This is a genomic window from Candidatus Roizmanbacteria bacterium (assembly GCA_016700135.1).
Lineage (GTDB): Bacteria > Patescibacteriota > Microgenomatia > UBA1406 > GWC2-37-13 > UBA1450.
Map to the genome: position 1 here is coordinate 844,444 of CP065004.1, position 26,209 is coordinate 870,652.

General features: G+C 42.0%; 33 protein-coding genes, 1 tRNA gene and 2 pseudogenes. 20 read left to right on the plus strand and 16 right to left on the minus strand.

The genetic code is table 11. The features are described 5' to 3' along the window. Positions 1-59: 59 nt before the first annotated feature. Positions 60-260 carry a hypothetical protein gene (locus IPM65_04450; GenBank protein ID QQS43380.1) on the plus strand — a complete coding sequence of 67 codons (201 nt, stop codon included), beginning with the start codon at positions 60-62 and terminating at the stop codon, positions 258-260. Here IPM65_04450 and IPM65_04455 read toward each other — a convergent pair. The 3 genes from IPM65_04455 to IPM65_04465 are packed head-to-tail and all read right to left on the minus strand — an operon-like array spanning position 226 to position 1,923. Further along, positions 226-405, minus strand: a complete 180-nt coding sequence (locus IPM65_04455) for a hypothetical protein (protein QQS43381.1) — start codon at positions 403-405, stop codon at positions 226-228. The two genes, IPM65_04450 and IPM65_04455, sit on opposite strands and share 35 nt — an antisense overlap. Positions 406-463: 58 nt before the next feature. Then, entirely contained in the window at positions 464-1,168 is a 705-nt protein-coding gene (locus tag IPM65_04460) for a metallophosphoesterase (protein ID QQS43382.1), read from the minus strand. After that, complete coding sequence (locus tag IPM65_04465) at positions 1,165-1,923, minus strand: hypothetical protein (protein ID QQS43383.1); 759 nt, start codon at positions 1,921-1,923, stop codon at positions 1,165-1,167. The genes IPM65_04460 and IPM65_04465 overlap by 4 nt, the downstream gene beginning before the upstream one ends. Before the next feature lie 96 nt (positions 1,924-2,019). On the opposite strand from IPM65_04465, the gene nadD reads away from it, so the two are divergent. From nadD to IPM65_04480, 3 genes are read left to right on the plus strand one after another with little or no spacing between them, the layout of a single operon-like run. Next, positions 2,020-2,616 carry a nicotinate (nicotinamide) nucleotide adenylyltransferase gene (gene nadD / locus IPM65_04470; protein QQS43384.1) on the plus strand — a complete coding sequence of 199 codons (597 nt, stop codon included), beginning with the start codon at positions 2,020-2,022 and terminating at the stop codon, positions 2,614-2,616. Further along, complete coding sequence (gene nadE, locus IPM65_04475) at positions 2,613-3,380, plus strand: NAD(+) synthase (GenBank protein QQS43385.1); 768 nt, start codon at positions 2,613-2,615, stop codon at positions 3,378-3,380. Before nadD ends, nadE begins: the two co-directional genes overlap by 4 nt. Positions 3,381-3,401: 21 nt before the next feature. Continuing rightward, the gene (locus IPM65_04480) at positions 3,402-4,001 is read left to right on the plus strand and encodes a hypothetical protein (protein QQS43386.1); all 600 of its coding nucleotides are present in this window, start codon (positions 3,402-3,404) and stop codon (positions 3,999-4,001) included. Here IPM65_04480 and hflX read toward each other — a convergent pair. Then, a complete protein-coding gene (hflX, locus tag IPM65_04485) occupies positions 3,998-5,110 on the minus strand; it encodes a GTPase HflX (GenBank protein QQS43387.1) in 1,113 nt (370 codons plus the stop codon). The two genes, IPM65_04480 and hflX, sit on opposite strands and share 4 nt — an antisense overlap. Before the next feature lie 67 nt (positions 5,111-5,177). On the opposite strand from hflX, the gene IPM65_04490 reads away from it, so the two are divergent. Continuing rightward, positions 5,178-5,684: a hypothetical protein gene (locus tag IPM65_04490; protein ID QQS43388.1), complete on the plus strand. Its 507-nt coding sequence runs from the start codon at positions 5,178-5,180 to the stop codon at positions 5,682-5,684. A gap of 77 nt (positions 5,685-5,761) precedes the next feature. Then, entirely contained in the window at positions 5,762-6,091 is a 330-nt protein-coding gene (locus IPM65_04495) for a hypothetical protein (GenBank protein ID QQS43389.1), read from the plus strand. On the opposite strand, the gene IPM65_04500 is transcribed toward IPM65_04495, so the two are convergent. The 3 genes from IPM65_04500 to IPM65_04510 all read right to left on the minus strand — a co-directional run bounded on the left by IPM65_04500 (position 6,092) and on the right by IPM65_04510 (position 8,297). Then, complete coding sequence (locus tag IPM65_04500; protein QQS43390.1) at positions 6,092-6,937, minus strand: hypothetical protein; 846 nt, start codon at positions 6,935-6,937, stop codon at positions 6,092-6,094. Between the two features lie 127 nt (positions 6,938-7,064). Next, on the minus strand, positions 7,065-8,000 hold the full coding sequence (locus tag IPM65_04505; protein ID QQS43391.1) for a DMT family transporter: 936 nt from the start codon (positions 7,998-8,000) through the stop codon (positions 7,065-7,067). A gap of 18 nt (positions 8,001-8,018) precedes the next feature. Next, positions 8,019-8,297 carry a hypothetical protein gene (locus IPM65_04510; GenBank protein QQS43392.1) on the minus strand — a complete coding sequence of 93 codons (279 nt, stop codon included), beginning with the start codon at positions 8,295-8,297 and terminating at the stop codon, positions 8,019-8,021. Positions 8,298-8,377: 80 nt separating this feature from the next. Here IPM65_04510 and IPM65_04515 point away from each other — a divergent pair, with 80 nt between their 5' ends. Genes IPM65_04515 through IPM65_04525 form a run of 3 tightly spaced genes read left to right on the plus strand, consistent with a single transcriptional unit; the run spans position 8,378 to position 10,806 of the window. Further along, entirely contained in the window at positions 8,378-9,598 is a 1,221-nt protein-coding gene (locus tag IPM65_04515) for a hypothetical protein (GenBank protein QQS43393.1), read from the plus strand. 3 nt (positions 9,599-9,601) lie between these two features. Further along, positions 9,602-10,006: a hypothetical protein gene (locus IPM65_04520; protein QQS43394.1), complete on the plus strand. Its 405-nt coding sequence runs from the start codon at positions 9,602-9,604 to the stop codon at positions 10,004-10,006. Between the two features lie 35 nt (positions 10,007-10,041). After that, a complete protein-coding gene (locus tag IPM65_04525) occupies positions 10,042-10,806 on the plus strand; it encodes an HAD family phosphatase (GenBank protein QQS43395.1) in 765 nt (254 codons plus the stop codon). Between the two features lies 1 nt (position 10,807). Here the strand turns inward: IPM65_04525 and IPM65_04530 are convergent, their stop codons facing one another. After that, on the minus strand, positions 10,808-12,148 hold the full coding sequence (locus tag IPM65_04530; protein QQS43396.1) for a deoxyribodipyrimidine photo-lyase: 1,341 nt from the start codon (positions 12,146-12,148) through the stop codon (positions 10,808-10,810). 42 nt (positions 12,149-12,190) lie between these two features. Between IPM65_04530 and IPM65_04535 the strand changes: the two genes are divergently transcribed. The 6 genes and pseudogenes from IPM65_04535 (at position 12,191) to IPM65_04560 (ending at position 17,038) form a co-directional block, all read left to right on the plus strand. Continuing rightward, positions 12,191-12,556: an NAD(P)-binding protein gene (locus tag IPM65_04535; protein QQS43397.1), complete on the plus strand. Its 366-nt coding sequence runs from the start codon at positions 12,191-12,193 to the stop codon at positions 12,554-12,556. 41 nt (positions 12,557-12,597) lie between these two features. Next, complete coding sequence (gene crtI / locus IPM65_04540) at positions 12,598-13,659, plus strand: phytoene desaturase (protein QQS44722.1); 1,062 nt, start codon at positions 12,598-12,600, stop codon at positions 13,657-13,659. Next, a pseudogene (locus IPM65_04545) lies at positions 13,649-14,459 on the plus strand (phytoene/squalene synthase family protein). Before crtI ends, IPM65_04545 begins: the two are co-directional and overlap by 11 nt. Further along, positions 14,456-15,508: a polyprenyl synthetase family protein gene (locus tag IPM65_04550; GenBank protein ID QQS43398.1), complete on the plus strand. Its 1,053-nt coding sequence runs from the start codon at positions 14,456-14,458 to the stop codon at positions 15,506-15,508. Before IPM65_04545 ends, IPM65_04550 begins: the two are co-directional and overlap by 4 nt. Next, entirely contained in the window at positions 15,505-16,323 is an 819-nt protein-coding gene (locus IPM65_04555; GenBank protein ID QQS43399.1) for a prenyltransferase, read from the plus strand. Before IPM65_04550 ends, IPM65_04555 begins: the two co-directional genes overlap by 4 nt. Next, a complete protein-coding gene (locus tag IPM65_04560) occupies positions 16,307-17,038 on the plus strand; it encodes a carotenoid biosynthesis protein (protein ID QQS43400.1) in 732 nt (243 codons plus the stop codon). The genes IPM65_04555 and IPM65_04560 overlap by 17 nt, the downstream gene beginning before the upstream one ends. On the opposite strand, the gene IPM65_04565 is transcribed toward IPM65_04560, so the two are convergent. The 5 genes and pseudogenes from IPM65_04565 to IPM65_04585 all read right to left on the minus strand — a co-directional run bounded on the left by IPM65_04565 (position 17,016) and on the right by IPM65_04585 (position 19,618). Further along, positions 17,016-17,822 (minus strand): HD domain-containing protein, encoded by an 807-nt coding sequence (locus IPM65_04565; GenBank protein ID QQS43401.1) that lies wholly within the window; start codon positions 17,820-17,822, stop codon positions 17,016-17,018. The genes IPM65_04560 and IPM65_04565 overlap by 23 nt on opposite strands. A gap of 26 nt (positions 17,823-17,848) precedes the next feature. After that, positions 17,849-17,989, minus strand: coding sequence for a hypothetical protein (locus IPM65_04570; protein QQS43402.1), 141 nt, complete (start codon positions 17,987-17,989; stop codon positions 17,849-17,851). An 86-nt stretch (positions 17,990-18,075) separates the two neighbouring features. Next, positions 18,076-18,372 carry an RNA-binding protein gene (locus IPM65_04575; protein QQS43403.1) on the minus strand — a complete coding sequence of 99 codons (297 nt, stop codon included), beginning with the start codon at positions 18,370-18,372 and terminating at the stop codon, positions 18,076-18,078. A 27-nt stretch (positions 18,373-18,399) separates the two neighbouring features. After that, positions 18,400-18,699, minus strand: coding sequence for an RNA-binding protein (locus IPM65_04580; GenBank protein ID QQS43404.1), 300 nt, complete (start codon positions 18,697-18,699; stop codon positions 18,400-18,402). Between the two features lie 265 nt (positions 18,700-18,964). Continuing rightward, a pseudogene (locus IPM65_04585) lies at positions 18,965-19,618 on the minus strand (IS1595 family transposase). 624 nt (positions 19,619-20,242) lie between these two features. Between IPM65_04585 and IPM65_04590 the strand changes: the two are divergent. After that, positions 20,243-20,635: a hypothetical protein gene (locus tag IPM65_04590; GenBank protein ID QQS43405.1), complete on the plus strand. Its 393-nt coding sequence runs from the start codon at positions 20,243-20,245 to the stop codon at positions 20,633-20,635. Between the two features lie 247 nt (positions 20,636-20,882). Here IPM65_04590 and IPM65_04595 read toward each other — a convergent pair. Next, positions 20,883-20,968, minus strand: a tRNA-Ser gene (locus IPM65_04595). A gap of 164 nt (positions 20,969-21,132) precedes the next feature. On the opposite strand from IPM65_04595, the gene lexA reads away from it, so the two are divergent. Genes lexA through IPM65_04610 form a run of 3 tightly spaced genes read left to right on the plus strand, consistent with a single transcriptional unit; the run spans position 21,133 to position 24,710 of the window. Then, positions 21,133-21,708: a repressor LexA gene (lexA, locus tag IPM65_04600; GenBank protein QQS43406.1), complete on the plus strand. Its 576-nt coding sequence runs from the start codon at positions 21,133-21,135 to the stop codon at positions 21,706-21,708. A 51-nt stretch (positions 21,709-21,759) separates the two neighbouring features. Continuing rightward, on the plus strand, positions 21,760-23,487 hold the full coding sequence (locus IPM65_04605; protein QQS43407.1) for a DUF2339 domain-containing protein: 1,728 nt from the start codon (positions 21,760-21,762) through the stop codon (positions 23,485-23,487). Then, positions 23,484-24,710, plus strand: coding sequence for a thrombospondin type 3 repeat-containing protein (locus IPM65_04610; GenBank protein ID QQS43408.1), 1,227 nt, complete (start codon positions 23,484-23,486; stop codon positions 24,708-24,710). Before IPM65_04605 ends, IPM65_04610 begins: the two co-directional genes overlap by 4 nt. Here IPM65_04610 and IPM65_04615 read toward each other — a convergent pair. After that, a complete protein-coding gene (locus tag IPM65_04615) occupies positions 24,700-25,152 on the minus strand; it encodes a L,D-transpeptidase (GenBank protein ID QQS43409.1) in 453 nt (150 codons plus the stop codon). The two genes, IPM65_04610 and IPM65_04615, sit on opposite strands and share 11 nt — an antisense overlap. Before the next feature lie 48 nt (positions 25,153-25,200). On the opposite strand from IPM65_04615, the gene IPM65_04620 reads away from it, so the two are divergent. Then, positions 25,201-25,875: an IS1595 family transposase gene (locus IPM65_04620; GenBank protein QQS43410.1), complete on the plus strand. Its 675-nt coding sequence runs from the start codon at positions 25,201-25,203 to the stop codon at positions 25,873-25,875. On the opposite strand, the gene IPM65_04625 is transcribed toward IPM65_04620, so the two are convergent. Next, positions 25,867-26,124, minus strand: coding sequence for a recombinase family protein (locus IPM65_04625; GenBank protein ID QQS43411.1), 258 nt, complete (start codon positions 26,122-26,124; stop codon positions 25,867-25,869). The two genes, IPM65_04620 and IPM65_04625, sit on opposite strands and share 9 nt — an antisense overlap. Positions 26,125-26,209: the final 85 nt, after the last annotated feature.

Sequence of the window (26,209 nt, forward strand, 5' to 3'; positions counted from 1 at the left end):
TTTACACGTTCCTCACATTCAATACGTATACTTTCTTAATTGTTAATTGAGTTTAGTATATGAATATTAATGAGGTGAAATCATTCGTACAGGAACATGACTGGAGAATTCTCATGACTTCCCTAGGACTGGCGGTAATCGCAACGTTGTCTCCTGATTACGAGACCGAAGTTGTATATGAAGTATGTGCCGATCACGCAATACAGTCACCCGCTTCACCGGTACCTATTTTTTCTTCGGTATCTGCAGATACACAATGATTGCAAGGAGGAGAAAGATCAGAAACGGCAGGATCTGAATAAAGGTAAGACTCAGTAAAGCCAAAACGGCAAAAGCGATCAGCAGACTTTTAAGCGGCTTCTGTTCTCCAAGTGCTTTATTGATAGCATCAAGAACTGTTTGCATATGTGTATATTGTATCAGGTATGATCGGTTTGAGACAGTTTATGGCATACTATCCCGTTCAAATTGTATATAAAAAGTACGGCATCGCATTTTTTTTCTGAAGGAGAACCTGTTGGGAAACATTAAAAACCGGGACTTTTTCATTTAGCATACCTTTCGGACTTCCGTGATGGGCATGGCCATGGAAAACTACAGCTGCACCGTATCTGTTTATCGGGCTTGCCAAACGTGAACAGCCCAGATACGGAAAGATTTCAGGCGGCTCTCCTTTGACGGTCGCTGAAATCGGTGCATAGTGCATGAGTACGACTTTTTTTTCCGTTGAAAGTCTCGAAAGAGCTTTCTCGAGGAGTATTGATTCGTCCAGGCTCTCCTGGACAAAATCCTTAATTATTTTTTCTCCCCAGGGAGTGAGCATATAATTATCAAAACCGCCGCAGAATCCCTTGATCCCGGCAAAGCCCACATCCTGTATGATTGTGGAATCACCGTCTAGAACGGTCACGTGTGTTTGCTGTAAAGCTTCTTTCAGCTTGTTACCCTGCCCGCTTTCTACATCATGATTTCCGAAAACGGCAACGGTCGGAATAGTGCAGGCTTCAAGATCTTCAATCAGAATTGAAAGTTCACTTTCGAGTCCGCGATCTGTAAGGTCACCGCACAACAGGAGTACATCTGCTTTGGATGAAATTTCCTGGAAAAGTGGCCGGTATTCTCCGCGTATTTCTCTGACGTGAAGATCTGCGGTTGCAGCAATTTTCATGATTTACGTTCAAAAAACTGAGTAATATCTTTATAACCCCAGTCGGTGTAAGCGATTTCATATTGTCTGTGGGAAAGGATAGATCCGCGACAGACCTTATCTTCAGGAGGCGGTATTGCCATCTGATGCTTTACCCGGGATAGAAGTTCTTTCATAATCCATTCGGGAACTATGTGGCGATCCGCAGGATAGGTAAACCTGAAAAGCAGAAGCTGTATAAGCAGTACTTCCCAATACGGTTCCATGTGTGTCAGAATGCGCTTCCAATCAAGAGTATCCCCGCACCGAAGTATCAAATGCGTGACATCCGCTCCGTCAAACTGACTTCTGCCCATGCGATAGGCTTTACTTACGATTAGTTCTTCCGGTGGTGTGATACGGATAGACAACCCCAGCACGTTTCCTGTCGGTGCCCGGCTGAACCATCCGTCAGTAATAGGCCACATGCTGGGAATTGAGCCGAAGATAATATCGGCAAAATAATGTCCCTGATAGACCTTTGCCAGCCAGCGATCATCCTTAATTGATACCTTGAATCCCTTATCCTGAAATTTTTTTAAAATGCGCGGATAATCACCGGCTTTACAGAAAATATCAATATCTTTGGTCGGGCGGTCAATATCTGTATAGTATTTGACGGCATATGTTCCCCCGATTACAAAAGGAATTTTAAATCCTGATAATGTTTCAAGGAAGACCCGATAAAACTTTTCGGCTTTTTTTTCATACTCAGGAGTAATTCCGATACTGGTCATGAGGTGATAATAGGCAGAGATTGTGAAGATTACCGTTGGAAATAGATGAATATTCTGTAAATTAGTTCTTTTTTTCCGTGATAGAATAATAACGATATGAAAATCGGTATTCTGGGAGGTACATTTGATCCTCCGCATGTCGGCCATCTGATTGCTGCAAGCCAAATCAAAGAACGCATGAAGTTTGATCAGATGTGGCTGATGCCTGTAGCTTCCCATGCCTTTGATAAAAAACTTTCATCTGCCAAACACAGGTTGAAAATGACTGAAATTGTCTCGTATGACGGTATCCTTGCTTCTGACTATGAAATTAAGCTCGGCGGTGTAAGTTCGACATATCACACGATGAAGTATCTCCACGAAGAGCATCCGGATGATACTTTTTATTTTTGTATGGGGTCAGACTTGCTGGCGGACTTTCATAAATGGAATGATTGGGAGGCACTTGTTGAGGAAAATAATTTTGTGATTTATCCGCGGGGTCGTGACTATGAATATCTTGAAAAAAAGGTTCAGGATGTCATGGGAGCAAACAGAATGTCACATATCACGATCATCGCCGGACAGGACGTCGTTATAACCAATGTATCCTCTACTCTGGTGAGAAGCCGGCTCAAAAAAAAACAGTCGGTCAAGTATCTTGTTCCTGAAGAAGTCATTTCGTATATTACAACTCATAACCTTTATAAATGAATAGTATTCCTTCAATCCAAACCACTTCCGAAGTAGCACTTGCGAAGGCCTTTATACAAACAACGCTCAAGGACACAAAACGTGAAAATGTTATCATAGCTGTTTCTGGAGGCATTGATTCCGCGACGTCGTTATATCTTTTGAATGAGGCTCTTGATAAAAGAAATATATTTGTCGTTCATCTGTATTATTTTAAAAAGTCGATTGAGGCATTCCATGCGGTGGTAGATCCTATGAAACTGCCGAAGGAAAACATACTTCTCTACTCTATTAAAAACGTCGTTGACGCGATTGTGCAAAATGTTTCGGCAGAAAATGATCCCGTTCGAACCGGCAATATTATGGCAAGGGTTCGCATGCTACACCTGTTTGATCTGGCAAAAAAACATACAGCTTTGGTTTGCGGTACTGAAAACCGTTCGGAATATCACCTGGGATATTTTACCCGTTTCGGTGATGCAGCTTCTGATTTTGAACTTATCAATCATTTGTATAAAACCCAGGTACGGCAGCTTGCTTCATATCTTCAAGTTCCTCAACCGATTCTTGATGCTGAGCCGTCAGCCGGGCTTTGGGAAGGTCAGACTGACGAAAAGGAACTGGGGTTTACCTATGAAGAAGCCGATCAGATATTGTATCTTCATTTTGAGGAAGGAAAGTCAGCGGTTGAGATCAGTGAGCAAGGATTTGAGAATACGGACGCTGTCTTGAGCGTTGTTGAGAAGAACAGTTTTAAGCACAAAGTGCCGTATGTGATGGGATAAGATGTATGGCATACTGTACATATGGAAACCGGAAATCTGGGATTTATGATACCTTCGATATACGACATCATCGAGTTTATGGTTTTTAGAGCGATTCCGGTAACAACCTTAGCACTGCTTGCCCTTTCAGGAGGAATACGATATAAAACCCACGATAAGACAAATCCTTTATATTATGCAAACGGAGTTGTCGCATTAATACTTATCTCTCTTTATGCTTCAGTTTCCGGATTCAATTTTGTATCCGGTTTATTATTTGTAGCAATATTCATTGTTATTTTTCTCACTGTCTGTAGTTTTTTTGTTAAGATTTTTTATCTACTGTATGACCGGAAAAAATCGTATGCGTTAACGTATATCTTGATTATTATTGCACTTTATGTATTCTTCTATCCGAAAGATCAGAACTGGTATCGTAACGAAGAAGAGCGGCTTGTTCCTGCAGTATCATGTGAATGTATCGGATTTTCAGAAGAAGGAATATACTCATCAGAATACGGTTTTTTTGAAGCCCGGTGTTTCGGAATTCCTGTCCAGTGCCGTGAAAGTATGAAGGATCGCTGCCCGTTCTTGCCTCCCGATGAAGATTGTATTACAGTTGATGCTTCCGATTTGTCTTAATATCTTACCATATCACCGATTTTATCCTTTAGTTCCTCAATCCCCTCTCCTGTTACGGCTGAAAGAAAATGATACTCCTGGCCTTCAATATTGGAAATGATCTCCTGCTTGTGCTGATTTGAAATCTTATCTGTTTTATTGAAAACGTATAGCTGCTTTTTGTCACCGATCTCCAATTCCTCAAGTATGTTGTTCACTACGCTGATTTTTTCATACATTTTCGGATCAGAAGCATCAATCACATGCATCAACAGATCGGCATGAACTGATTCCATAAGGGTTGATTTGAAGGCATCTATAAGCGAAGGCGGTAAATTTTGGATAAAACCGATCGTATCGGACACCATAATCTCCTGGCGGAGCAACGGAAGATACAGCTTGCCGACAGTGCTGTCTAGCGTTGCAAACAGTACATCTTTTGCAAGTTTTTCCTTTTTAGCAAGTCTGTTAAATAATGTTGTTTTTCCTGCATTTGTGTAACCGACGATAGAAACTGTTTTAAATCCTATCTGTTTGCGACGCTCCAGTTGCCTTTCGCGATTATTGACCAGCTCAGCCAGTTTATCCCGTGTTGATTTGATGCCGTCACGCCAGTGTCGTTTCATAAGCTCAACATTGGTTTCTCCGGCTCCTCTTGTACCGATGCCGCCTGCCTGTCGGCCGAGTTCTTCTGACAATCCATACATACGTGGTCCCATATGGTGCATTTGTGCGAGCTGGATCTGCAGCTTTGCTTCAGTGGTACGTGCATGTTTTGCAAAAATATGCAGGATGAGGTCTACACGATCCCAGACTTCAATATTCGGGTTTACTTTCCAGTATCGCTGTAGTAGTTTGTATTGTTGAGTTGATGTTGCGATGCCGTTTATGATGACTATATCAATTTTATATTTTGCAATCAGTACGGCCACTTCTTCCGCCTTTCCTGATCCGATATACGTCCCCGGATGAGGATTTGCGCGTCTTTGAATTATTTCCACAATCTTTCCTCCTCCGAGTGTACCGATCAAAGATACCATTTCATCAAGATCCTGCTTTGCGTCTTCTCTCCTCACGGTTGGCGGGACCACATCAATCAAAATATATTTTTTTTCCTGATCGTTATGCATGGTGTAATTATATGATACGTTTCATTGTTGTGGGCATGAATAGCGCATGGTAAAATATTTTCAAGAAATGCCAATACAAACCGATATTGCCAGGCTTCTTTCCTACAAAGCCGGCGAACATCTTGCTCTCGCAAAAAAAGCTTCAGAAGAAGTCCATGAACAGATCGAAATCGAACAAAGCATTCAGGCAGTGATTCTTTTTCAGACAGCAATGGAAGCGATTATTAATGAAGAGGTTTATAATCACCCGCTTCTCGAAGAGGTCAAACTGGAAGAATATGAACTGAATAAGCGTTATAAATCGCTGTCTTTTAAAAATAAATGGAGGAAGGCCTATGAATCGCTGCAGATTAAAGATACGGAGCATATTGAAGAGTATCTCCAATTTTACTCAAAATATCGAAGTCCGATCTCTCATCCCCGGAGCAGATACCAGTCACTCGATAAATATACTTACAAACATGTCCTGGAAGGAATTGAATCAGGATGGTATGCGGCACAGCTCTTATTTGCCATTCTCGGAAAAGAACTTACTTCATGGAATGAATATGCGAAACGTATCGGAATAAAATAACGGGTTATGCAGTTCTTCTTACAAGTATTTGACCGGCCTATAACACTGCTTTGTACTCCTTCTCTTATTCTTAAAGCATGAGAAGAAATAATATACTGAAAAACTCAATACAATCAGGTTTTGAGCTTCTGATAAAATCAGACCTGAGAAACAACGTATTACTGCTTTTTGCACTATTTTACGGGATATATTTCGGATTTTTTAAAGGATTGCCTCTCATGCTGGATGTATCATACATAGCTGCTACGGTTTGGCTCATGATTCTGGGTCTGTTGGCATTGATTGCCGTTCTGAAGATCATTATGATGAGTGTCATCGAAACCAGAAACATTGTATCGTCGATCTATAGCAAAGTAAAAGAGTCACTTCAGCCTTCTGTCTGGAAGGTCCAATCGGCTCATTCCTGATTAGCGCGTGACGGGAAGACCAGTAGGAAGTTCGTATGCAATACCGTTTACGACAATCCGGTGTGCATCACCTTCAAGCGGTGAAACATGAGGTGTGGCGGCAAGAATCTGATTTCTTCTGGACCATGACTTTGCAAATCCGGGAATATGCCAACCTTGGTGATAGTACGTAAAAGTAACCGGACGGATTTTCGGGTCAATCCCCGATTCCTCACATGAAGCGGCGATCATTCCCGGTGTGATCAGTCCTGCAGTATCAAACGGCCGTTCCGTTTGTCCGTCAAAATGACTCGGCGCCGGATTCACGAATCGTCTTTCGACAATATTGTCTCCATCTGCCAGATAGGTATAACTCTTCTTAGCAGCTTTTTTTAATGCTTCATCAGTGAGTGCCAGCTCGTCCTGTGTAAGGACAATATCCCCCCGGAAAAGCGGCATATGGGTGTCTCCGTCAAGATCAATCTCGCGGACATATTTCCCTGCCATTACCCTGGCAGGTCCTCCCTGTGGTCTTTGGAGGCCGGCAATATGCAGGCCGTCATGCCAGGCTATCACGGTACCCAATGCTCTTGCAATATCAGGATCATCACTATCTGTCGGTTCTGTGCCGAACATAAGCGCTACTTCATTCAGCGGCCAGCGTACTACTCTCCAGCTGAGGCGGTCAAACTGCAGGTCAGGAAGCTCAACCGGGTATCCGAGTTCTTCACACAACAACGCTGTCATTTGTTCAGGATCCATTTGGCCATACTCAACCGGAGACTCAGAAGGAAGGCAATGGTCAAATACTTCCAGATCAGTGGTTTTTCCGAAATCATTTGCATGTCGTGCGAGATATTCACTCATATTGGCTGCATTATAATGTTCATTATAAGAAATAGCAACGATCAGGCGTTTTTTTTACGCATTTGATAAGTCAAAACCTCCTGTGGTTGTACAGTTAAATTGGAAAGACATAATGCGGTTGGTTATATCATTCTTTCTCGGTAGGTATCTTCTTTTTAAAACTAATGAGAATAATCGATGTCACCAAAATGATGATCCCGATTATATTTGCCAAACTCAGTTGCTGCGGTGCGCCGTACGGGTTAAGCGGAGTTACTGCAATCAGGATACTTACGACCGGAAACATCAGCTCGGCAATCGTTGAAATTTTTGCTTCAGTCGCCTGAAGTCCCTTGTAATACAGATACACCGCAAATGCTCCACCCGTCAGCCCTGCGATGACAATAAATCTCCAGATTTGATCGTAATTGAGATTCATAACATTGTATGTTTCTCCCAGGAAAAGCGAAAAGATGTATGCTACCGGTACGGCAAGCAGGAACCGAAGTGCAGATACCGCAGGATACGGCAGTTTATTAAGGGAGTGTTTGCTGAGGACTGTCCCCGACCCCCATGCAGCAGCTGCCCCTATTGCCAAAAGGAAAACGAGTTCTTTCCCGATAAACTGCAGTTTTACGGGTTCAAATCCGAAGCTGATCAGGTAACTTCCGAACAATGCACACGCGGCAAGCGCAATAAAGCGTGATGAAATTTTCTCTTTTAAAAAAATTGCGGAAAACACAATGACAAAAATCGGCTGAAGTTTTTGCAACAGAATCGGAGTTACAAAGTCAAATTCAGCAAAACTTTTTGCAAGAGCCTCCGTGAAAAGAATGGTCCCTGCAACGCTGCTGACTACGGTCATCATGAGAAGTATCCCCCATTCTTTCGTCTTCAGCGATTTGATTTTACTGAGATATTTGAAAAAGAATGGACTCAAAAATAGGAAACCAATCGCATGTTCGATCATGACAATGCTTGCAGGAGGGATAGTAAAGGTAAGCTGAGTACGGAATATCGCATCTATTGCCCAGAGTGATGCGGCAATCATGATAAATACGGGCGCGATTCGGGATTGAGACATAAGAATGTTCAATGAAATTTAATAATGAAGTCCGATCAGGAGATTTTCCACAAAAGAAGATACTACATAATCTCCAGCCATGGCATAGAGAATGAATAGTTGCCTTCTTTCATCCCGATTGTAATCGGGATTGTCACTTTCGTGACATCCGGACTGTACCGTCGGCTCCGGAGTTGTCATAAACTCACCGGATCCTGCGTTGATCCGCCGTCTGGCGGGTCGCGGCTCGTGGGCTGTACCACCGATTGGGAATTGTCTGATTGAAATCGGACTCACCCTACCCTGAAGGAACATCATTAGTATACAGGATAATTGTTCATATGGGATCAACATATCTTGTTTTTGTGTTTAGGTTTCTGTACTATATGTATATCCCTATGAGGAAACTTCATCTAAACTACAATATTTACGGTGCCTTCTTTGTGTTGGTAATTATGGGCCTGACTGCAGTTACGTACCTCACGACGGCCAGTAATCGGGAATCACATACCGTCCAATCACAGGCTGCCGGAACGTGCGGTGCGAACTGTGACAATAAAAGTGTGTGGATCAGTGATTGTTTGCGATACAACGGCAGTGACAAAACGGCACAGTGCAATGACTGGTTCAATGCTGAGTGTTCAGCGTGTGGAAATTCCGTCCCTACCACGGCCCCGGATACGGGGGGAGGCAATGATACTGGAGACAACACAGTACCGTTTGATCCAACTGCCACAGCAAATGATCCAGCCGTCCAAAATTTGTGCGGGGCAAATCCCAACGATCCGCGTTGCTGCAGAATCAATGAATGGAAAAATACCAATCTCGGAACAAACTTCAGAGAATGTTCGGGAGGAACAGGAGATAATAATACTCCGACTGCCACACCGACAATTATGCCGGGAGGTACAGGAAGTTGTAACAACGGCCAAATACCGAACGGCAGCTGGGCTTGTTTTAGCCGAACCGAGGTGATTCAGTGTGTGAACGGTTCGTATCAAAATAAAACCAGCTGTACGAGTTGTACCGGTATCAGTGCAAATAAAAGCAGCATTTGTACAGGAGCGGGAAGCTCGCAACCTACAAAAACACCATGCGAACAAAACAATCCATCGTATACTGTATGTCCTGCAGCTGGCAACAAATGTATCACCCGCGATGATTGTAACCAGCTTTCAAAAAATGCTCCTTCAAAAACACCATGCGATCAGGGTAATGCTTCTTACACTATTTGTGCCGTTGCTGGTAATAAATGTATTACCCGTGATGACTGTAATACCTTAAGTAGGAATGCAGCTCTTTCTCCTACCCCGACAGTTGTCCAAACCGCAAACCCTGATGCATGCGGCCAGCCAGGAGCAAGCTGCTGCGGTACTGCTTTCGGAGGATCTGCCTGTGTGACAAACGGATATGAATGTATTGCAGGAAAGTGTCGGGTCGGATACGCGGGGTTTGATGACTCAAGTGTGACGCAAGTTCAGACTAAATTACTGGAGTGTACAACCGGTTCTTCCGGTGTCCAATGCACCAAGCCTGAAGTCATTACCGTCGATCAGGAGTTAATATTTAACGGATGCTTTGCGCTCCCCAATAATCAAGGCTTCATGTGCGCTGAATAACGTATGAACAAACTCAAATTAAAACACAGAATATTTATGTTTATCGCTATTGCGATTGCATTAGGTCTGACTACGACAATCTCTCCCCGGTTTTTTATTGCAGATTCTCCCGAGGTAAACACCCAATTTATCGCTGAGCTTCGTGATATTCCGGCCGACACCATAGCATTTATTCAGAATATCGGAGCAAGCCCTGCCGAACGGGAAATCGCGGAACTTGAAAGAAAATCAATTCCCGGTACTCCGGTCGATGCTGAGTTTCAAGCTATTGCTCCCGGAGTTCATGCTGCCGAGTCGCTGCAGGAGGGGGCCTCCTATATCAAAGTGGATGCAGGTACAAAACTTGAGGTTCGGACGGTCACTCTCGATGACGGACGTCGTGTCAAAGTTTATATCCCGGTTCAGTAATTTGTCCTTTCTTCTCTCAGCGGCTATAATACGGTATGAAATACAAAATGCTTGCCCTTGATATCGATGATACTATTGTGACGGAGGCCGGCATGGAAGTCTCACCCGAGGTATATAAAGCGCTTCAAAAGGCATCAGAGAAAGTGACTATAACATTTGTCACAGCTCGTGCTATCAATAGATTTCAAGAGTTTCTTGACACCTTAAATCTTCCTAAAGGGTATCATGTGGTAGAAAACGGTGCAAAAGTGCTTGATCCCCAGGGCAATCTGGAATTTGACCTCTCTCTCCCCCATGAAGAAGTCGAAGAAATACTCAATGCGGCGGAACCTTACTATTTGGAAATGGGTTTTCTGGTCGACGAATATTGGAAAGATGATATCCTGACAATCGGTCCCGAAAACACCGTGACAGGTGTTTCGTTTACCTGCTCATCCGAAACGCAGGCGCAGCTTCTTGAAGAAGCCGTACATCAACTCTCCCACGATTACGCACTCTATATCGGTAAACACTGGACCAATCCTGATGAATGGAAAGGCATTCTGGTGTTTCATAAAGATGCGACAAAAGGGAACGGCATGCGCCATATTCAAGAAAAGCTCGGTATTAAACCCGCAGAAACAATAGCGGTCGGTGACGGTGCCACAGATATTCATATGTTTGATGCCGCAGGTGTGAAAGTAGCCATGGGGAATGCGGTTCCTGAGCTAATAAATGCTGCAGATTATGTCGCGCCTGATGTTAAAGAAGACGGAATACTTACAGTTCTTGATACGTTTATTTTTGATACCAAGAAATAATTCAGACCTGCGAAAGATATTGATCGACGTCAAACTTTCTTTTCAAACCGTTTGCATTCATATATCTGATTTTTCCGTAAATAGAGCGTTCAAACCATGGGCGATCATGGACACCTCCGATCGACCAGGCACAGCCGACATAGCCGTTGGGATCTCTCCCGTCAAGCTCGTATTTGTCATTCAAATATACTGCTATTTCCATCGCCTCCTGTGCGGTCTTTGTCCATTCTAGAATTTTTTTTGCCCAGTACATCCGCATATAGCCGTGCATTTTCCCTTTATCGACCATTTCTATCTGTGCCTTATTCCATATCTCGTCATGGGTCTTGCCTTGTTCAAATTCTTTTAACGTATAGACGTATTCTCTTCTGTCCTTGAGATGTTCGTTCAAACTTTTTTTCGACCAATCCGGAAAGCCACGGTAAGAATCGTATTCTGAATTATAGTTGCAGTAATTATCCGCGAGCTCTCTTCTGATTATCAGTTCTTCTAAAAATGCTTCCTTGTCCTCATTCGGTGCAATTGATTGTTGTATATTCAGGGATATGTACTGTGCTGAGATTTGGCCGAAATGAAGATACGGGGAGAGATTTGACTGTGCATTTAGATTCGGGTTATTGCTTTTTTCGCCGTATCCACGAAGACGCGTTTCGATAAATTCTTTCATCATATGTTTTGCGGCCTTTTCCCCGGGGTTGAGCCATGTGACAGCTTTTACTTCTCTGTTACACGAGAGCTTATTTGTAACGCCTTCCCATTCTGTATTGTGAAGCGATATCGAATGAGGTATGTTCTTTCCGACATTCGGAAATGCAGTGAGAAATTGTTTCAACTTTTTCTGAATTTTGGGACGTATGGTACGTGCGGCAAACTCCTGTCTGGGAGAGGCTTCCCAAACGGGGACAATATTATGTGCATCAACTTCATAAAAAGGGATAGTCGTGTTTCGAGCAATGCTTGTTCTCCACTCCCTTCCAATTCTGAGGGGTGAAAAATCAGTCACTAATTCTTTTACATCATATCTGAATGTTAGTTTAGGAATTTCTTCTATCGGATCACCGATTTGAAGGATAAACGGGATATAAAGTTTCTTCAGAGAGGTATCAATTTCTTTTAGTCCTTTGAGCATAAAATCATAATGTCTCAATGTTGCTCCGGGAAAATTCGGAGTAAGTACGAAGAAAACAACAAGAGGCAGATTGTTTTTCTTTGATAGTTCCTGCGCATACAGCAATGCCCAGTTCTCGGACACACGCTGATCGCGACTCATCCAGTATGCGATCGCTGAGCCGCTGCTTGTGGTTTGGGTATTGAGCTTTCTGATTCTCTCTTTCTGAATCATATCTATATTATAATGGGTTATTACATTCATTTTCTTAATGTTATGCCCAAAAAAGTAATTATTATCGGTTCCGGTTTTGGTGGCTTGTCGAGTGCTGCGCTTCTTGCGAAAGCCGGATATGACGTCACCGTTCTTGAAAAAAATAAATCTCCTGGCGGTCGTGCTATGCAGTTTTCAGAAAAAGGATTCACTTTTGATATGGGACCATCATGGTATATGATGCCTGAGGTGTTTGATCGATATTTTGCACATTTTGGCAAGACTCCGTCATCATTCTACAAGCTGGTTCACCTTGATCCTCATTATCGCATCTTTTTTAGCAAAGATGATGTCCTCGATATGCTTCCAGATAAAGACAAAAACTTTGAAGCATTCGAAAAGATCGAGCCCGGTTCCGTTGAAAAATAAAACAATATCTTGAAAAGAGTGAAGAACTGTATGAAATTGCGATGAAGTATTTTGTGTATAAAAATTATGATTCCGTGTTTGATATGTTTGATATGAAGTTTGCCGGTGTTGCCGCCAAAATGCCGGTGTTCTCTACAATGAATTCATATATTTCCAAGTACGTCACAGATGATAGACTTAAGAAAATTTTGCTCTATACGACCGTATTTATCGGCGGTGTCCCTGACAATACTCCAGCTCTTTACACGTTAATGTCTCACATCGACTTCAATGTGGGTGTGTTTTATCCGATGGGTGGAATGTACAGTATCGTTCAGGCACTTCAGGATGTGTGTAATGAGCAAAACGTGACGATAAAGCTCGGTACACCTGTTGAGAAGATCAACGTGAAAGCCGGAAAAGCAGTCTCTGTCACAGCAGGTGGGAAGGAATATGTAGCGGATATTATTCTATCAAATGCAGATATGCCTCATACGGAAATGGCGCTTCTTGATGAAAAATATCAGACTTACCCCAAAAAGTATTGGGAGAAAAAGACAATTGCCCCCTCTGCTTTTATTCTGTACTTAGGTGTAAAAGGAAAAATTAAAAACCTGAAACACCATACCCTCTTTTTCACCTATGATTGGGAAAAACATTTTGCTGATATGTACAAAAAGCCGGAGTGGCCTGATGAACCTTCGATGTATATCTGTTGTCCTTCAAAAACAGATCCGTCTGTTGCACCGATTGGTGATGAGAATCTGTTTATTTTGGTACCGATTGCTCCGGGACTTTCTGACACTCCGGAAATTCGCAGACGATATGAAGCGAAAATAATCGATATCTTGGAAGAGACGTTGGATGAATCCATTCAGGATAGATTGATCGTCAAAAAATCTCTCTCAATCAACGACTATAAATCTCTCTACAATGCGTATCAGGGAACAGCCCTCGGAATTGCTCCGAACTTCTTTCAAACGGCTTTTTTCAGGCCGAATAATTTCAGTAAGAAGGTAAAAAATCTGTATTATGTCGGACAGGATACTGTGCCCGGTGTCGGTGTCCCAATGGCACTGATATCTGCTGAGTTAGCAGTTGAACGCATCACAAATGCCGAGTAAGCAGGAGATTTTTCGTCAAGGGAGCACAACATATTACTTTTCAAGCATCTTTTTTCCTCCCGATGTCCGAGAAAAAAGTCTTTACGCTCTACGCGTATGTCCGTACAGCCGATGATTATGTGGATGCAGTTCCTCAGGATGCCGCAGGTTTTCATCGATTCAAACAAATGACGCTGGATGCTTTGGAGGGCAGAAAAGTTCCGGATGTTATTATCAGTGAGTTTATTGATTTGGCACGGAAAGAACAGATTAAAAGTGACTGGATTCTTGCTTTTCTCTCTGCTATGGAGCAGGACTTGACCGTGAAAACATACGAGACATATCAGGATCTTGAAAAATATATGTACGGCTCGGCAGAAGTTGTCGGTCTTGCAATGGCACGTATTCTCAACCTGCCGGAGAAATCGTTACAAGCCGCACAACTTCAAGGTAAGGCTATGCAGCTTATCAATTTTATAAGAGACATCCGGGAAGATCTTGTATTCGGAAGGGTTTATATCCCGCAGGAAGATTTGCAAAAGTTTCATATTACAGAACTGAATGAACACGTTGATCCGGAACAGTTTTCAGCTCTTATTCGATTTGAGACAGAACGGTACCTAAGCCTGCAAAAACAAGCTGAGAGCGGATATGCATACATACCCCGTCGGTATAGAATTCCTGTACAGACGGCCTCTGCTATGTATAATTGGACTGCAAGACAGATTATTCAAAACCCTATGATGATTTTTGAGAAAAAAATTAAACCTCATCCCTTACGAGTGATGAGTACCGTTATGAACTATTTAATAAAAGGATGACATTGCAGGATTTTTACAAACAACACCAACCGAAACTGATTGAACATATCTACGAAAATCTTGACCAAACCTATAAAAATTATCCACTTCCTGTAGGAGCAAAAGGAATTCAAATGGTGCGAAAGTCAGTAGCACAGGGAAAAATGATTAGAGGAATGCTCGTTTTGATGAGCGCTCAGATGCACGGCGTTCAAATTACGGATGAGCTCTACGATCTTGCAGCGGCGGTTGAAATTCTTCATACCGGATTTCTGATTCACGATGACATCATGGACAATGATTACAAAAGAAGAAATCAGGATTCAGTATATTATCAGTACATTAAAGAAGGAAAACGGCGAAAAGCAAATGATCCGGAGCATTACGGTATGTCAATGGCGATGTGTCTCGGAGATATGATCTTCTTTCTCGTATTTGAGATTATTTCTAAAAAAATTAAGGATCCTGAGCTTGTGCAATGTATCATCGGATATATCAGCCAGGAAGTTCAGCATATTGGGCCTGCACAGATGATGGACGCAGCCTATGGGTTGATTACCAAAGATCCCAGTGCGACGGAAATTGACGAAATTTATACTTATAAAACTGCCCATTATACATTCTCACTCCCACTTATTCTCGGTGCTGTTTTTTCTTCATACGTGCGGTTGCCGCTTCTCAAAGATCTCGGATGCCAGATGGGAATTATTTTTCAACTCAGAGATGATGAACTCGGCATTTTCGGAACTACTAAAGAGATCGGTAAGCTGGTCGGGTCAGACATCCGGGAAAATAAAAAAACATTAATCCGCCATCTTTTGTGTAAGCGTGCCAATAAAGAGTCTCGGAAAAAATTGACCACAATTTTCGGAAATTCGGATATTTCTCAGGCTGATATTACTTTGGTCAGGAACATGATACACGAATATGGTGTTCTGAGCGAAATCAATAAACAGATACTCAAGCGCAAAAAAAAGATAGAATCTTATCTGGCTGAACTTTCTGAGGACGGGATAGATGTCTCTCTGCTTGGTGAACTTCTGATATTTATTATTTCCCGAAAGAAATGATAAAAACGATTCTCTTCATCTCCCGGCCCCGTTTTTGGATATATCTTCTCGGTCCGTTTCTTGTCGGGTTCGTAGCAGCTGCCGGTATTTCGGATGCAGTTGTATCACCCGTTTTTTGGTATGGTTTTTTCTTTTTCCTGTTGCCCGCAAACGTTTTCTTGTACGGAGTGAATGACTTTTTTGACGGTGATACAGACATACATAATGAGAAAAAGGGTATAAAAGAATCTTTGATGAGAGCTTCTGATAGAGCTTTTTACATGAGGGTATCTTTAATATCCTTTTTGTTTGCCTTGCCGTTTTTTTTGTTCCTGGATACTCAATCCACATTGCTGCTCGCAGTATTTTTTTTGCTTGCATTTTTTTACAGTGCTCCTCCGCTTCGATTAAAGGCGAAACCGTTTCTGGATTTTATCAGCAATATTTTGTACATACTTCCCGGAGTCATTATTTACCAGCAAATTACTAAAGAAACGGTACCTCTTATACTGCTTATTGCAGCAGGATGTTGGGCAGGAGCGATGCATTTGTATTCTGCCATACCGGACATTAAGGCAGACCGAAAAGCGGGATTAATTACAACTGCAGTTTTGCTGGAGAAAAAAAATAGTCTGGTTTTATGTATGATTTTATGGGGAGTAACAGCATTTATTGTGTCAGGAATATCACCGGTGCTGTCTTTAGCCTGGATATATCCTCTCATTGTTGCAGCCGTTTACGCAGGATATATGTCCCTTAAAAAAACGTACTGGTATTTCCCCTGGATTAATTTGTTGTTAGGTTTTTTATTATTTATCTATGTCGCACTGGTATAACTACACAGTTGTTGTGGTGATGCTTTTCTCATTGTTAGCATCGTTCTTTGTCAGCCGAATCGGAATTGATTCAGAGCTTTGGATTGTCTCATTGATTTTCATGTCTCTTTTCGCACTCCCATCCTTCATCTCAATAGTTCGTCTCAATAGAAAGAGAGCCTTTCTGACACTTACTTCCTTAAGCGTTGCGAGCCTGACAATCGAATCGTTTGCCATCAAAACAGGGTTTCCGTACGGAGCTTTTTACTATCAGGATAGTTTGGGCCCAAAAATCCTGGGTTTGGCACCGCTTGCGGTACCGCTTGGGTGGATTCCGCTTGTTCTCGGATCATATGCCCTTGTCAGACGACTCAGAATACCGTTTACTTACGTAAATACTGCAGTGCTTCTCGTTTTACTTGATATGGTTATCGATCCGGGATCGTTTGCGCTGGGTATTTGGATCTGGCGAACACCGGGAGCGTTTTACGGCGTACCCTTGCAGAATTTTGTAGGATGGTTTTTTTCCGGTTTGATAGGAGCGTGGATTGCTCACTTCTTTATTGGAAAAATTATTCAAAAAGCGCACTACTCAATGATAATCTTAAGTCTCGTCGGACCCGTGAGCTTCTGGACAGGGATTGCGTTTTTCAAGGCACTGTGGATCCCGGTAATGCTGGGCTGTTGCCTATTGTGGTTAATGTTTTTCTCAGTTAGAGTTCGAAGTCAGCAGTGATTTTTTTGTTTGCCCGCTCTTTGATGTGAGCTTTGACTTCGATGTATTTTTCAATACCTGAGTTTTTAAGCTTGCTTCTCAAAAGCTGATCAGTTTGGAAAATACCTGCTGAGCTGTTCATGTAGATATCAACCACAATCGGTCGTTCTTCCCCTTCACTGACAGTTACTTTATCAATTGCCATAGCTGATATCGAGTGGATTTCCATCCGCCCGGCCTCAAAAGGAAGTCGCGATCGTCCTTCACTCATATCCAGCGCGTCAGCGACGCGAAGAATTCCGCCTTCAATAGTTGATGGCTTTCCCCCGCTTCGGTGATTGATAATGGCATGCAAAGTTTCTGCGATGACAATTGTTTTTTCCTCAATCGGCAGGAAATCTATCAGTTCTCTCAGAAGGGTATGTGTCATGAAAAGACTGAACTCCTCGTGTCCTTCACGGTTTGCTGACATTCCGATATCGTGAAGCAAACTTGCCAACAGCACCACAAGTTCTGCGTGATCCCGGGTAAGTTTAAAATCTTTGACGATGGAGGGCTCGATACCGTTTTTGGCAAGAATTCGAAGCAGTCGAAGCGACAGATTCGAAACGATCTGGAAATGAACCGGCCCGTGGTCAGTCATTTTCAGACGATCAATTGCGTTTGTGTTTATAATATTCCAGAGTGTGCGAATCTCAACATTGGTATTGACCATATCGAGTGCTTTTTCTAAAAGCTTATTGTTTTTTGTCGGGACATGTATAGAAATACTGTCCGGCGACGGTTTTTGTGTTACCGTTTTCATAATAAATAATATGTTAATAATTCAAGTTACGGTTCAATTACTGCGGTCGGAGTTGCGGAGTTTGCGTCCGCTTGTTCTGTGGCCTTGTACTGGATGTACAAATAAAGAGTAAGCAGGAAGATAATAAGTACGGTGATCGTAATAACTATACTAGTGAGTATCTTCATGTAGTGATATTATATCACTCACGATTTTCTTAATCAATAAAACTATCTAATACTAGATCAATCCAGTAGTCAGATAGCTTCAGGGATTAATAGTTTCTTCTTTTGAAAGAACCGCGATCATTACTTCGTTCTTCGCGCGGTCTTGCAATAGTGACGACTATTTTTCGTCCGTCAATTTCTTTTTCATTCATTTCTTCAATAGCTCTTTGTGCTGATGCATCATCTGCGAATGTGACAAATCCGAAACCCTTTGATCGGTTGGTCTGTCTGTCCATGATAATGATAGCTTCAGAGATCTCTCCGAACTGTGAAAATAATTCGTTCAGTGACGAATCATTCATTGACCAAGGTAAATTCCCTACGTATATTTTATTTTGCTGCATTTGTGTATCACCGTCCTTTCTAAGTGCTTAACGTCTATTTCTTCGTTGATAATGTGAAAAAAATGTATGACCTTTTCGGTCGACTGAATGGATTTCCGTAACTCTAATCCTGCTTCCGTTTACTAGTTTATTATTCAATGTTGCTATAGCGTCATTTGCAACCTTGTCTGATGTCATTGTAATATATGCCGTATCATTATTCTGTTTAAAACCGATTTTTCTATTCAGTTCAACAGAGACAACTTCACCTACGGTTGAAAAAAGTGTTTTGAGATTTTCTTCGGTTGTATCTGCTGAGATTCTTCCGACGTATACGATATTTGACATGAATTAATGTTCTTCAGAGGAGAAATGGAAGTGCGAGAAATAATGTCTTTAGCTTACAAGTTCATCCAAGATAAGGATAGTATATCAGTTTGTTTGCCAAATAGCAAAAAAATAATCTTAAGAGCCGAATGTAAAGGCAAAATATGTAAAGTTGCCGTTAGATAATCTCTATGTCAAGCATCTTTCTATTTTCTTGTCAAATCCTTACTTATTCTGTACGAAAGGTTGACTATTGCTTCATTTTCTCACGATAAACTGTTAGGCTCTAGACTAGCACATTAACAATTTGTAATAGTTCATTGCAAAGGATCGATGGGGATTTGCTCCATCTCCATTCACCTCTTTCAAGTGTAATGGAAAGTTTTTCTTTACACCATTGAACTTAACGAGACGTCTTTACAAAAGGACCAGAATGACTCTATGCCATTGATATGGACCCCTTTGTATTTGAGAACTCATTTTTCTTGTGATTGATTCTCAAATGTTTGTCATACCTGACATCAATACAAGTCCGTTGTATCCGCTCCACGAATCTGAATATACAGTACTGTTCAAGTTAATCTTTCCCTTCATAACAGCATGTAGCGTTCTTTTCTTTACAGTTTGGAATGATACGAGTAAATACACGTCCTTGACGCTCATATATCCTGGGGCCACTACCTGCTTAAAATGACGTCCCACGACCTCTTTACTTGACTTGCCTCTCATCCTTCGAGGTCCAAGTATGATTCATCAATTTCTATCTCACCACCAACATATCGTTGCATCTGGTGCACTTGGTGATGATATATGAGTTCGACGAATATTATTGTAATATTTGTTGACTGTATTGCGGTTGAGACCCAAAATACCAGAGGTCTGTGTAGCACTCAGATCGTGTACAAACACCATAGTATCTTTTTCTCTTGTATTTTGATATCGGCCTATTGTTACAAAACCATACCTCTAGTTTAGCACTACTTTCTGCTAGTCTAGAGCCTTACTAATAATCCTAATGAGAAATTTCTCTCATGATTCTCTGTTCGCAAGCCAAACTGAAAATGATAATCGAGGCGTTAATGTTAAACGGGGCTTACGCAATAAATGCCAGATAGAATTCGTCCAGGTGTTGCACCGATAGGCTATAGAAACGTCTTGAGAGCTAATAGATTTCAACCGTTGAACAAGACCCGAACGGGCACCAATAATCAAGAAAATATTTGAAAAAGTAGCCTATCAAGGATTCTCAGGACGAATGGTTAAAAAGTGGCTTGATGATATTGATTCACTACCAAGAGTGGATGCAAGATGCCTCTTAGCAAAGTCTATGTAGTACTGCAAACTCCTTTTATTATGGTGAATTTAAGTACGGTGAGAATTGGTATAAAGGGACGTAAGAACCACTGATAACCAAGCGCTCTTGAAAGAGTGCAAATTCAACTTCAGGTTGCACCGAGACAGTGGAACAAACAGCTATTCCCATTCAAGAAAATCTGTATTCATGCGGCTCATGCGGTGAAGTGTCACCGCAGAAATAAAGTATCGAAGAACAAAAGCGAATAAAGTGAATAGCCATATTTATTACCATTGTAATAGGATTAAAAAGTATGATTGTCCTGAGCCATACATTACTGAGCAAGAATTAATAAACCAATTAATCGGACATCTACCAAAAATACGACTTAACACTTCATATTTACTGCAAGAATTCGATGTCGAGGTTAAAAGGCTACAGCATTTAAAAGCAGCAGTAATTGACGGATATACACCAAGAGCTGAATTAACACCACATAACAACGGACAGATTGAATTAAAATATGACGAATCAAAAACAGAGATGCTTAAAGAATATTTGCTTCATGTCCTTCAATACGGCACACCTGAAGAACGAGTCAAAATATTAAAAGGCGTTAACTCCAGATTTATCCTCGCAGACCGCCAACTTTCACTCCAGTAGTTTTCTTCAATTGCTAACCCTTACCAGAATGACAAGATTCGAACGGAAAAAAGTAGTTTTTGTGCTGTTCTGAGCGTTTTTGCTAAAAAGCTTAGAACCGAGTGCATTTCCCTTATAGGTATTTTCGGCGATTTTCACCTCTCTAGGATATGTTTGGAGTATTCAATAATTGCAGGCTCTTTTTAGCAAGTAACATCAAGCTAATCGAGCATAGGAGTTAGGTCTTGAAGCAACTCAAGGCTCTATGCGGAGGAGGCGGGATTCGAACCCGCGAGTCCATTGCTGGACGCAGACTTTCCAGGTCTGTGGAATAAACCGCTATCCGACTCCTCCTGAAGTAGTTGTATTGTATCAAATAACACTTCCTAATACAGCGTATTGCTTTAATTACGTAAGAAAAACCCGTGTTCATTTTTGATCTATTTCGTCATATTGACTCTGAAACGATCGTTTCATATACTGATATATATAAATGTTAAAAATTCATATATGGACTTATGGAACAAGATTTATTGACGCCGCTAAAAAATTTTTACCGTAAAAACAGGCGTTTGCCGTCATACTCGGAAATGCTCAAAATATTCAATGTTGCTTCCAAAAGAACTATCTATGAATATGTCCAGCAGCTTATTGACGAAGGGTTTATCAAACGGGTAAATAAAAAACTTTCACCGACAAAACGTTTTTTCGCTTTGCCGGTCCTCGGTATGATTCAGGCGGGATTTCCGATTCTTGCACAACAAAGCAGAAGCTACCTCACGCTTGATGAATATTTTATTGAGAAACCTGATAATTCTTTTTTACTTAAAGTACACGGTGATTCGATGATCAATGCCGGGATATTTGAAGGAGATCTCGTCGTAATCGAGCAGAAAGGCGATTTCCGGGCAGGAGATATCGTACTTGCCGAAATTGACAATGAGTGGACCTTAAAGATTCTGAAAAAAGAAAAAGGGAAAACATTTCTCGAAGCTGCCAATCCGATGTATCCGCCTTTTTATCCGAAACGGGAATTGAAGATCCATGGAATAGTACGGGCCGTTATGAGAAAACTTGGCGGGATGGCTAACTAAAGAACAGAACTGATTGACAACCTTCTTATAGTTCTATATACTGAAATGCATATGGAACTATTGGGTTTCCTCAGTATTATTCTGTCTCTTGTTGCTCTTTTTAAGGTCAACAGCCTCAGTAAAAAAATCGATTCTCTTACAAATCCTGTTACATCTCCATCTCAAGCTGAAACACAAGTATCCGCTACACAGAAAGCGCCTCAGGTTTCAACACAAAGTATTCAAAAACCTACAAGAACTCTTCCTGTTACTGAAAAAGGACCGGTTGAAAAGTTTTTTGCCTGGTATGCCCATGAATGGCCTCTCAAGACAGGAGCATTTTTCATTCTTCTGGGATTTTTGTGGCTTGTGACTTATGCCTTCCTCAACAACTGGATCGGGCCTGCAGGGCGGATCACATTCGGGATAATTGCCGGAGCACTGGTACTGCTTTTCGGTGAAAGACGAATGCAGAAATTCAAAACCCAGGGAATCACTCTCATCGGACTTGGAGCCGGTATCGTGATTATCACCACATATGCCGCTCAGGAAGTGTACCAAATGTTCCCGCCGCAGCTGGCACTGACTTTTATGGTACTTACAATGATATATACATCCTTTGTCAGCTTGAGGTATAAGGTACTGTCGCTGGCAGTTTTCAGTCTTTGTATCGGTGGAATTGCACCGCTTCTCATCGGTTCCGAAGAAAAAAGCATCGTAGGTCTTTACGGATATCTGCTTGCCGTGGTCATAAGTAATATATGGATTGCAAGATACGGTAAATGGAAAATCCTGTCATTCCTTTCTGTTGTCCTTATATCACTCTACAGCGTAACCTTTTTTATATCATCTGCAGAAACTCTGAAAACGACATTATCTCCGAAAGAATTTCTTGAGATCAGCTTTTTTGCCGTCACATTCTGCAGTCTCTTTTATTTTTCAACCCTTGCATCGATCATTACATCACGCAAAGCAACTACAATCGACCTCCAGACTGCAGCACTTGTCGGATTTTTTAGTCTTGCATGGATAAATGCACTGACCATGCCGGTTTATAAAAGCGTAGTGGTCCTGATTGCCACTTTTGCTTATGCAGGCGGCGCGTATATGGTATATCTCCGGACGAAGATCCCTTCGGCTGTGCAGGTGTATACGGTTGTCTCAATGATTTTACTTGCCGTTGCAACAGCATTTGAATTTGACGGCCCTGCATTGACCATTGCATTTTCTATTGAAGCCCTCATCCTCCCGATCATCTCAAGTCGCCTCCTTGGTACAACCATGACCAAGTACATGCTGCTGTATCATATCCTGCCGATCGCTCTGGGAATCAACGCCCTTGCCGGTCTAAGCGATATGCACTTTGCCCGGGAATTTACCATCCTGCTTTTTGTCACGCTTTCTACATTCCTGTCCGGGTGCTATTTTTATTATGCTGACGGAAAAGAAGACCACGATCTTCACAGCGCTTCAATACTGCTTGTAATTGTAGGTGCAGTTTACGGACTGCTTTTGATCTGGAGGACTACAAGTGAAATCATTCCTATCACGTATTTTGCCCGAGCCGTAGCGCTGGTCCTTTATACCGTTATCGGACTTTCGAGTTATGTTGTTGCAGGTTTGCAGGATCGTCCCGTACTGAAAAAATTCGGTTTAGGCCTCCTAATTGCCGTAATTGGAAGACTCTTAGTTGTTGAGATATGGAGCATGGAACTGACCGGACGAATTATTACATTTTTCCTCATCGGACTCCTATTTATCGGATCCGTATTGATGGGCAAAACGAAAAAAACAGCATGAAAGCATTTTTAAACCCTATAACAACTTCACTTTTCACAATACTGCTTCTCGCTGCCGGAGCAATACATGCACAATCCGGATATGAATACACGAGCCCTACACCAAGTGTTGATAGTGTCATTTCGAATTTTCAGTTTATTCAAAATGTTGCACCGAGGGATGAACCTCTGCCGGTACCTATAGAGATGCCAGTCTCGACAAATCGTCTTTCGGATTATGTGGTTGTAGATACCGGAACCAATACCTTGCAGCCCCGTACCATTGTGACAAGATCGGAAAATATTCCCGTTACCGTTACAGTTTACAGTTCCACCTCAAGTGCGTCACTGCTCCATGACGGAGAGACATCCACATTTGAGACATATCAGATTGATCAAAACCCGGCGGTAACCGGAGCCTCCGTATTTGTCTCTTTGCATTACACCTACGAAAAACCCATCCAAACGAGTAACCTGGTCACGGTTCTTGACCGGAATGTGGTCATGCCTCAACGCATTAGTATTCAGTCAAGAAACGGACAAAACGACAACTGGGAATTTATCACTAATAATGCATCGATGAGCAGTACTGTTTACTTTCCGCAAACTACGGCACGTGAGTTTCTCGTAACTCTTACATACAATCAGCCGCTCCGTATCGCTGAAATGAATTTTGTGCAAAACCCGACGGCAGAATCGTATTATCTGAGATTTGTAGCAAGACCAAAGACAGCTTATGCAGTGTACAGTATGCCTGAAGGGAATGTTCCTTATATTCCTTATCTGGACAATCTGAATCTGACATCCACCACTCTGGAGACGGTCGCATTCAACTCCACCCGTTTACCGAATCCGAAATATGTCCCTCCGGACACTGATAAAGACGGCATTATTGACAGCCGGGACAACTGCATCAGCGTTGCAAATGCCGACCAGGCTGACTTGAATAAAAATAATCAGGGGGATGCCTGCGAAGACTCAGATCTGGACGGCGTCATCAACGCTAATGATAACTGTCCCGATATGCCGAATCCCAATCAGCAGGACGAAGACAGTGACGGAAAAGGGGACCACTGTGACGGAGTAGAGAGCAGATGGGTAGAACAGCTGTCATTTCTTCCGTGGATCGGTATCGGAGTCGGTTTCATCGTTGTTCTGGCACTTTTCAAGTTTTCACTTTCGAAACAAACTCCAGAAGAAGCCTCTGAAGTAATGCCACAAAATAAGGAAGACACTAATAAATAACGACTTTCGTTCCTATCGGTGCCCATTCATAAAGCCAGTCGGCTTCAGCAAGCGATACATTCACGCAACCGTTGCTCATGGGTGTACCGAAGTTGTTGTGCCAATAGGCTCCGTGGATCGCATACCCTTTATAAAAATACATAACATCCGTCACTCCGGGATGATCATAGTATCCGTTTACTGAAGAATAGCCCCGCATCCTCTGCACAGGAAGTTTCCAGTAGGTTTTGTATGTACTCTTAACGGTGGGGGTTTGTGAAAGTCCCGTGGAAACAGGAGTACTCCTCACTATTTTGCCGTCCTCCCAGGCATAGAGCATCTGGTTGGAAGTGTCAACCGTAATCAGCTTTTCTGTAGTAATAATCTCTTCAGCATGTATGCCAGCAAAGGAAACAAAAAGAAACATGGTGAAAGTAACCAGAACAATTCTGATGTATCTCATATGAATAACAGTGGCTCTAGACTAGCAGAGTAGTGCTAAACTAGAGGTATGGTTTGTAACAATAGGCCGATATCAAAATACAAGAGAAAAAAGATACTATGGTGTTTTGCACACGATCTGAGTGCTACACAGACCTCTGGTATTTTGGGTCTCAACCGCAATACAGTCAACAAATATTACAATAATATTCGTCAACTCATATATCATCACCAAGTGCACCAGATGCAACGATATGTTGGTGGTGAGATAGAAATTGATGAATCATACTTTGGACCTCGAAGGATGAGAGGCAAGTCAAGTAAAAGAGGTCGTGGGACGTCATTTAAGCAGGTAGTATTTGGGATATATGAGCGTCAAGGACGTGTATTTACTCGTATCATTCCAAACTGTAAAAGAAGAACGCTACATGCTGTTATGAAGGGAAAGATTGACTTGAACAGTACTGTATATTCAGATTCGTGGAGCGGATACAACGGACTTGTTGATGTCGGGTATGACAAACATTTGAGAATCAATCACAAGAAAAATGAGTTCTCAAATACAAAAGGGGTCCATATCAATGGCATAGAGTCATTCTGGTCCTTTTGTAAAAGACGTCTCGTTAAGTTCAATGGTGTAAAGAAAAACTTTCCATTACACTTGAAAGAGTGTGAATGGAGATGGAGCAAATCCCCATCGATCCTTTACAATGAACTATTACAAATTGTTAATGTGCTAGTCTAGAGCCTTAGTAAATGATTGAGAGTAGGTTTTAATATGCAATAGTTTCCCTTGATCCATTAAGTCTACAATTCGTCCTAAATCTCCGGCATTGCGGGATAGTCTATCAGGTGCCCAAGTGAGGATGGCGTTAAATTTTCCTTCTGCCAGTTCTTTCAGAAGCCTGTTAAACTCTGGACGTTGTCCTGATTCTTTAGCGGAATGGCTTTCAGTAATAACCTCAACGACATTTAACTTCTCCCGCTTTGCCATTAATCTCATTTCCTGAAGCTGCCCGTCAATACCATTGCCTGCCGCTCATCAGATTCACTCGATTTTCTCGCATACAAACAGTATC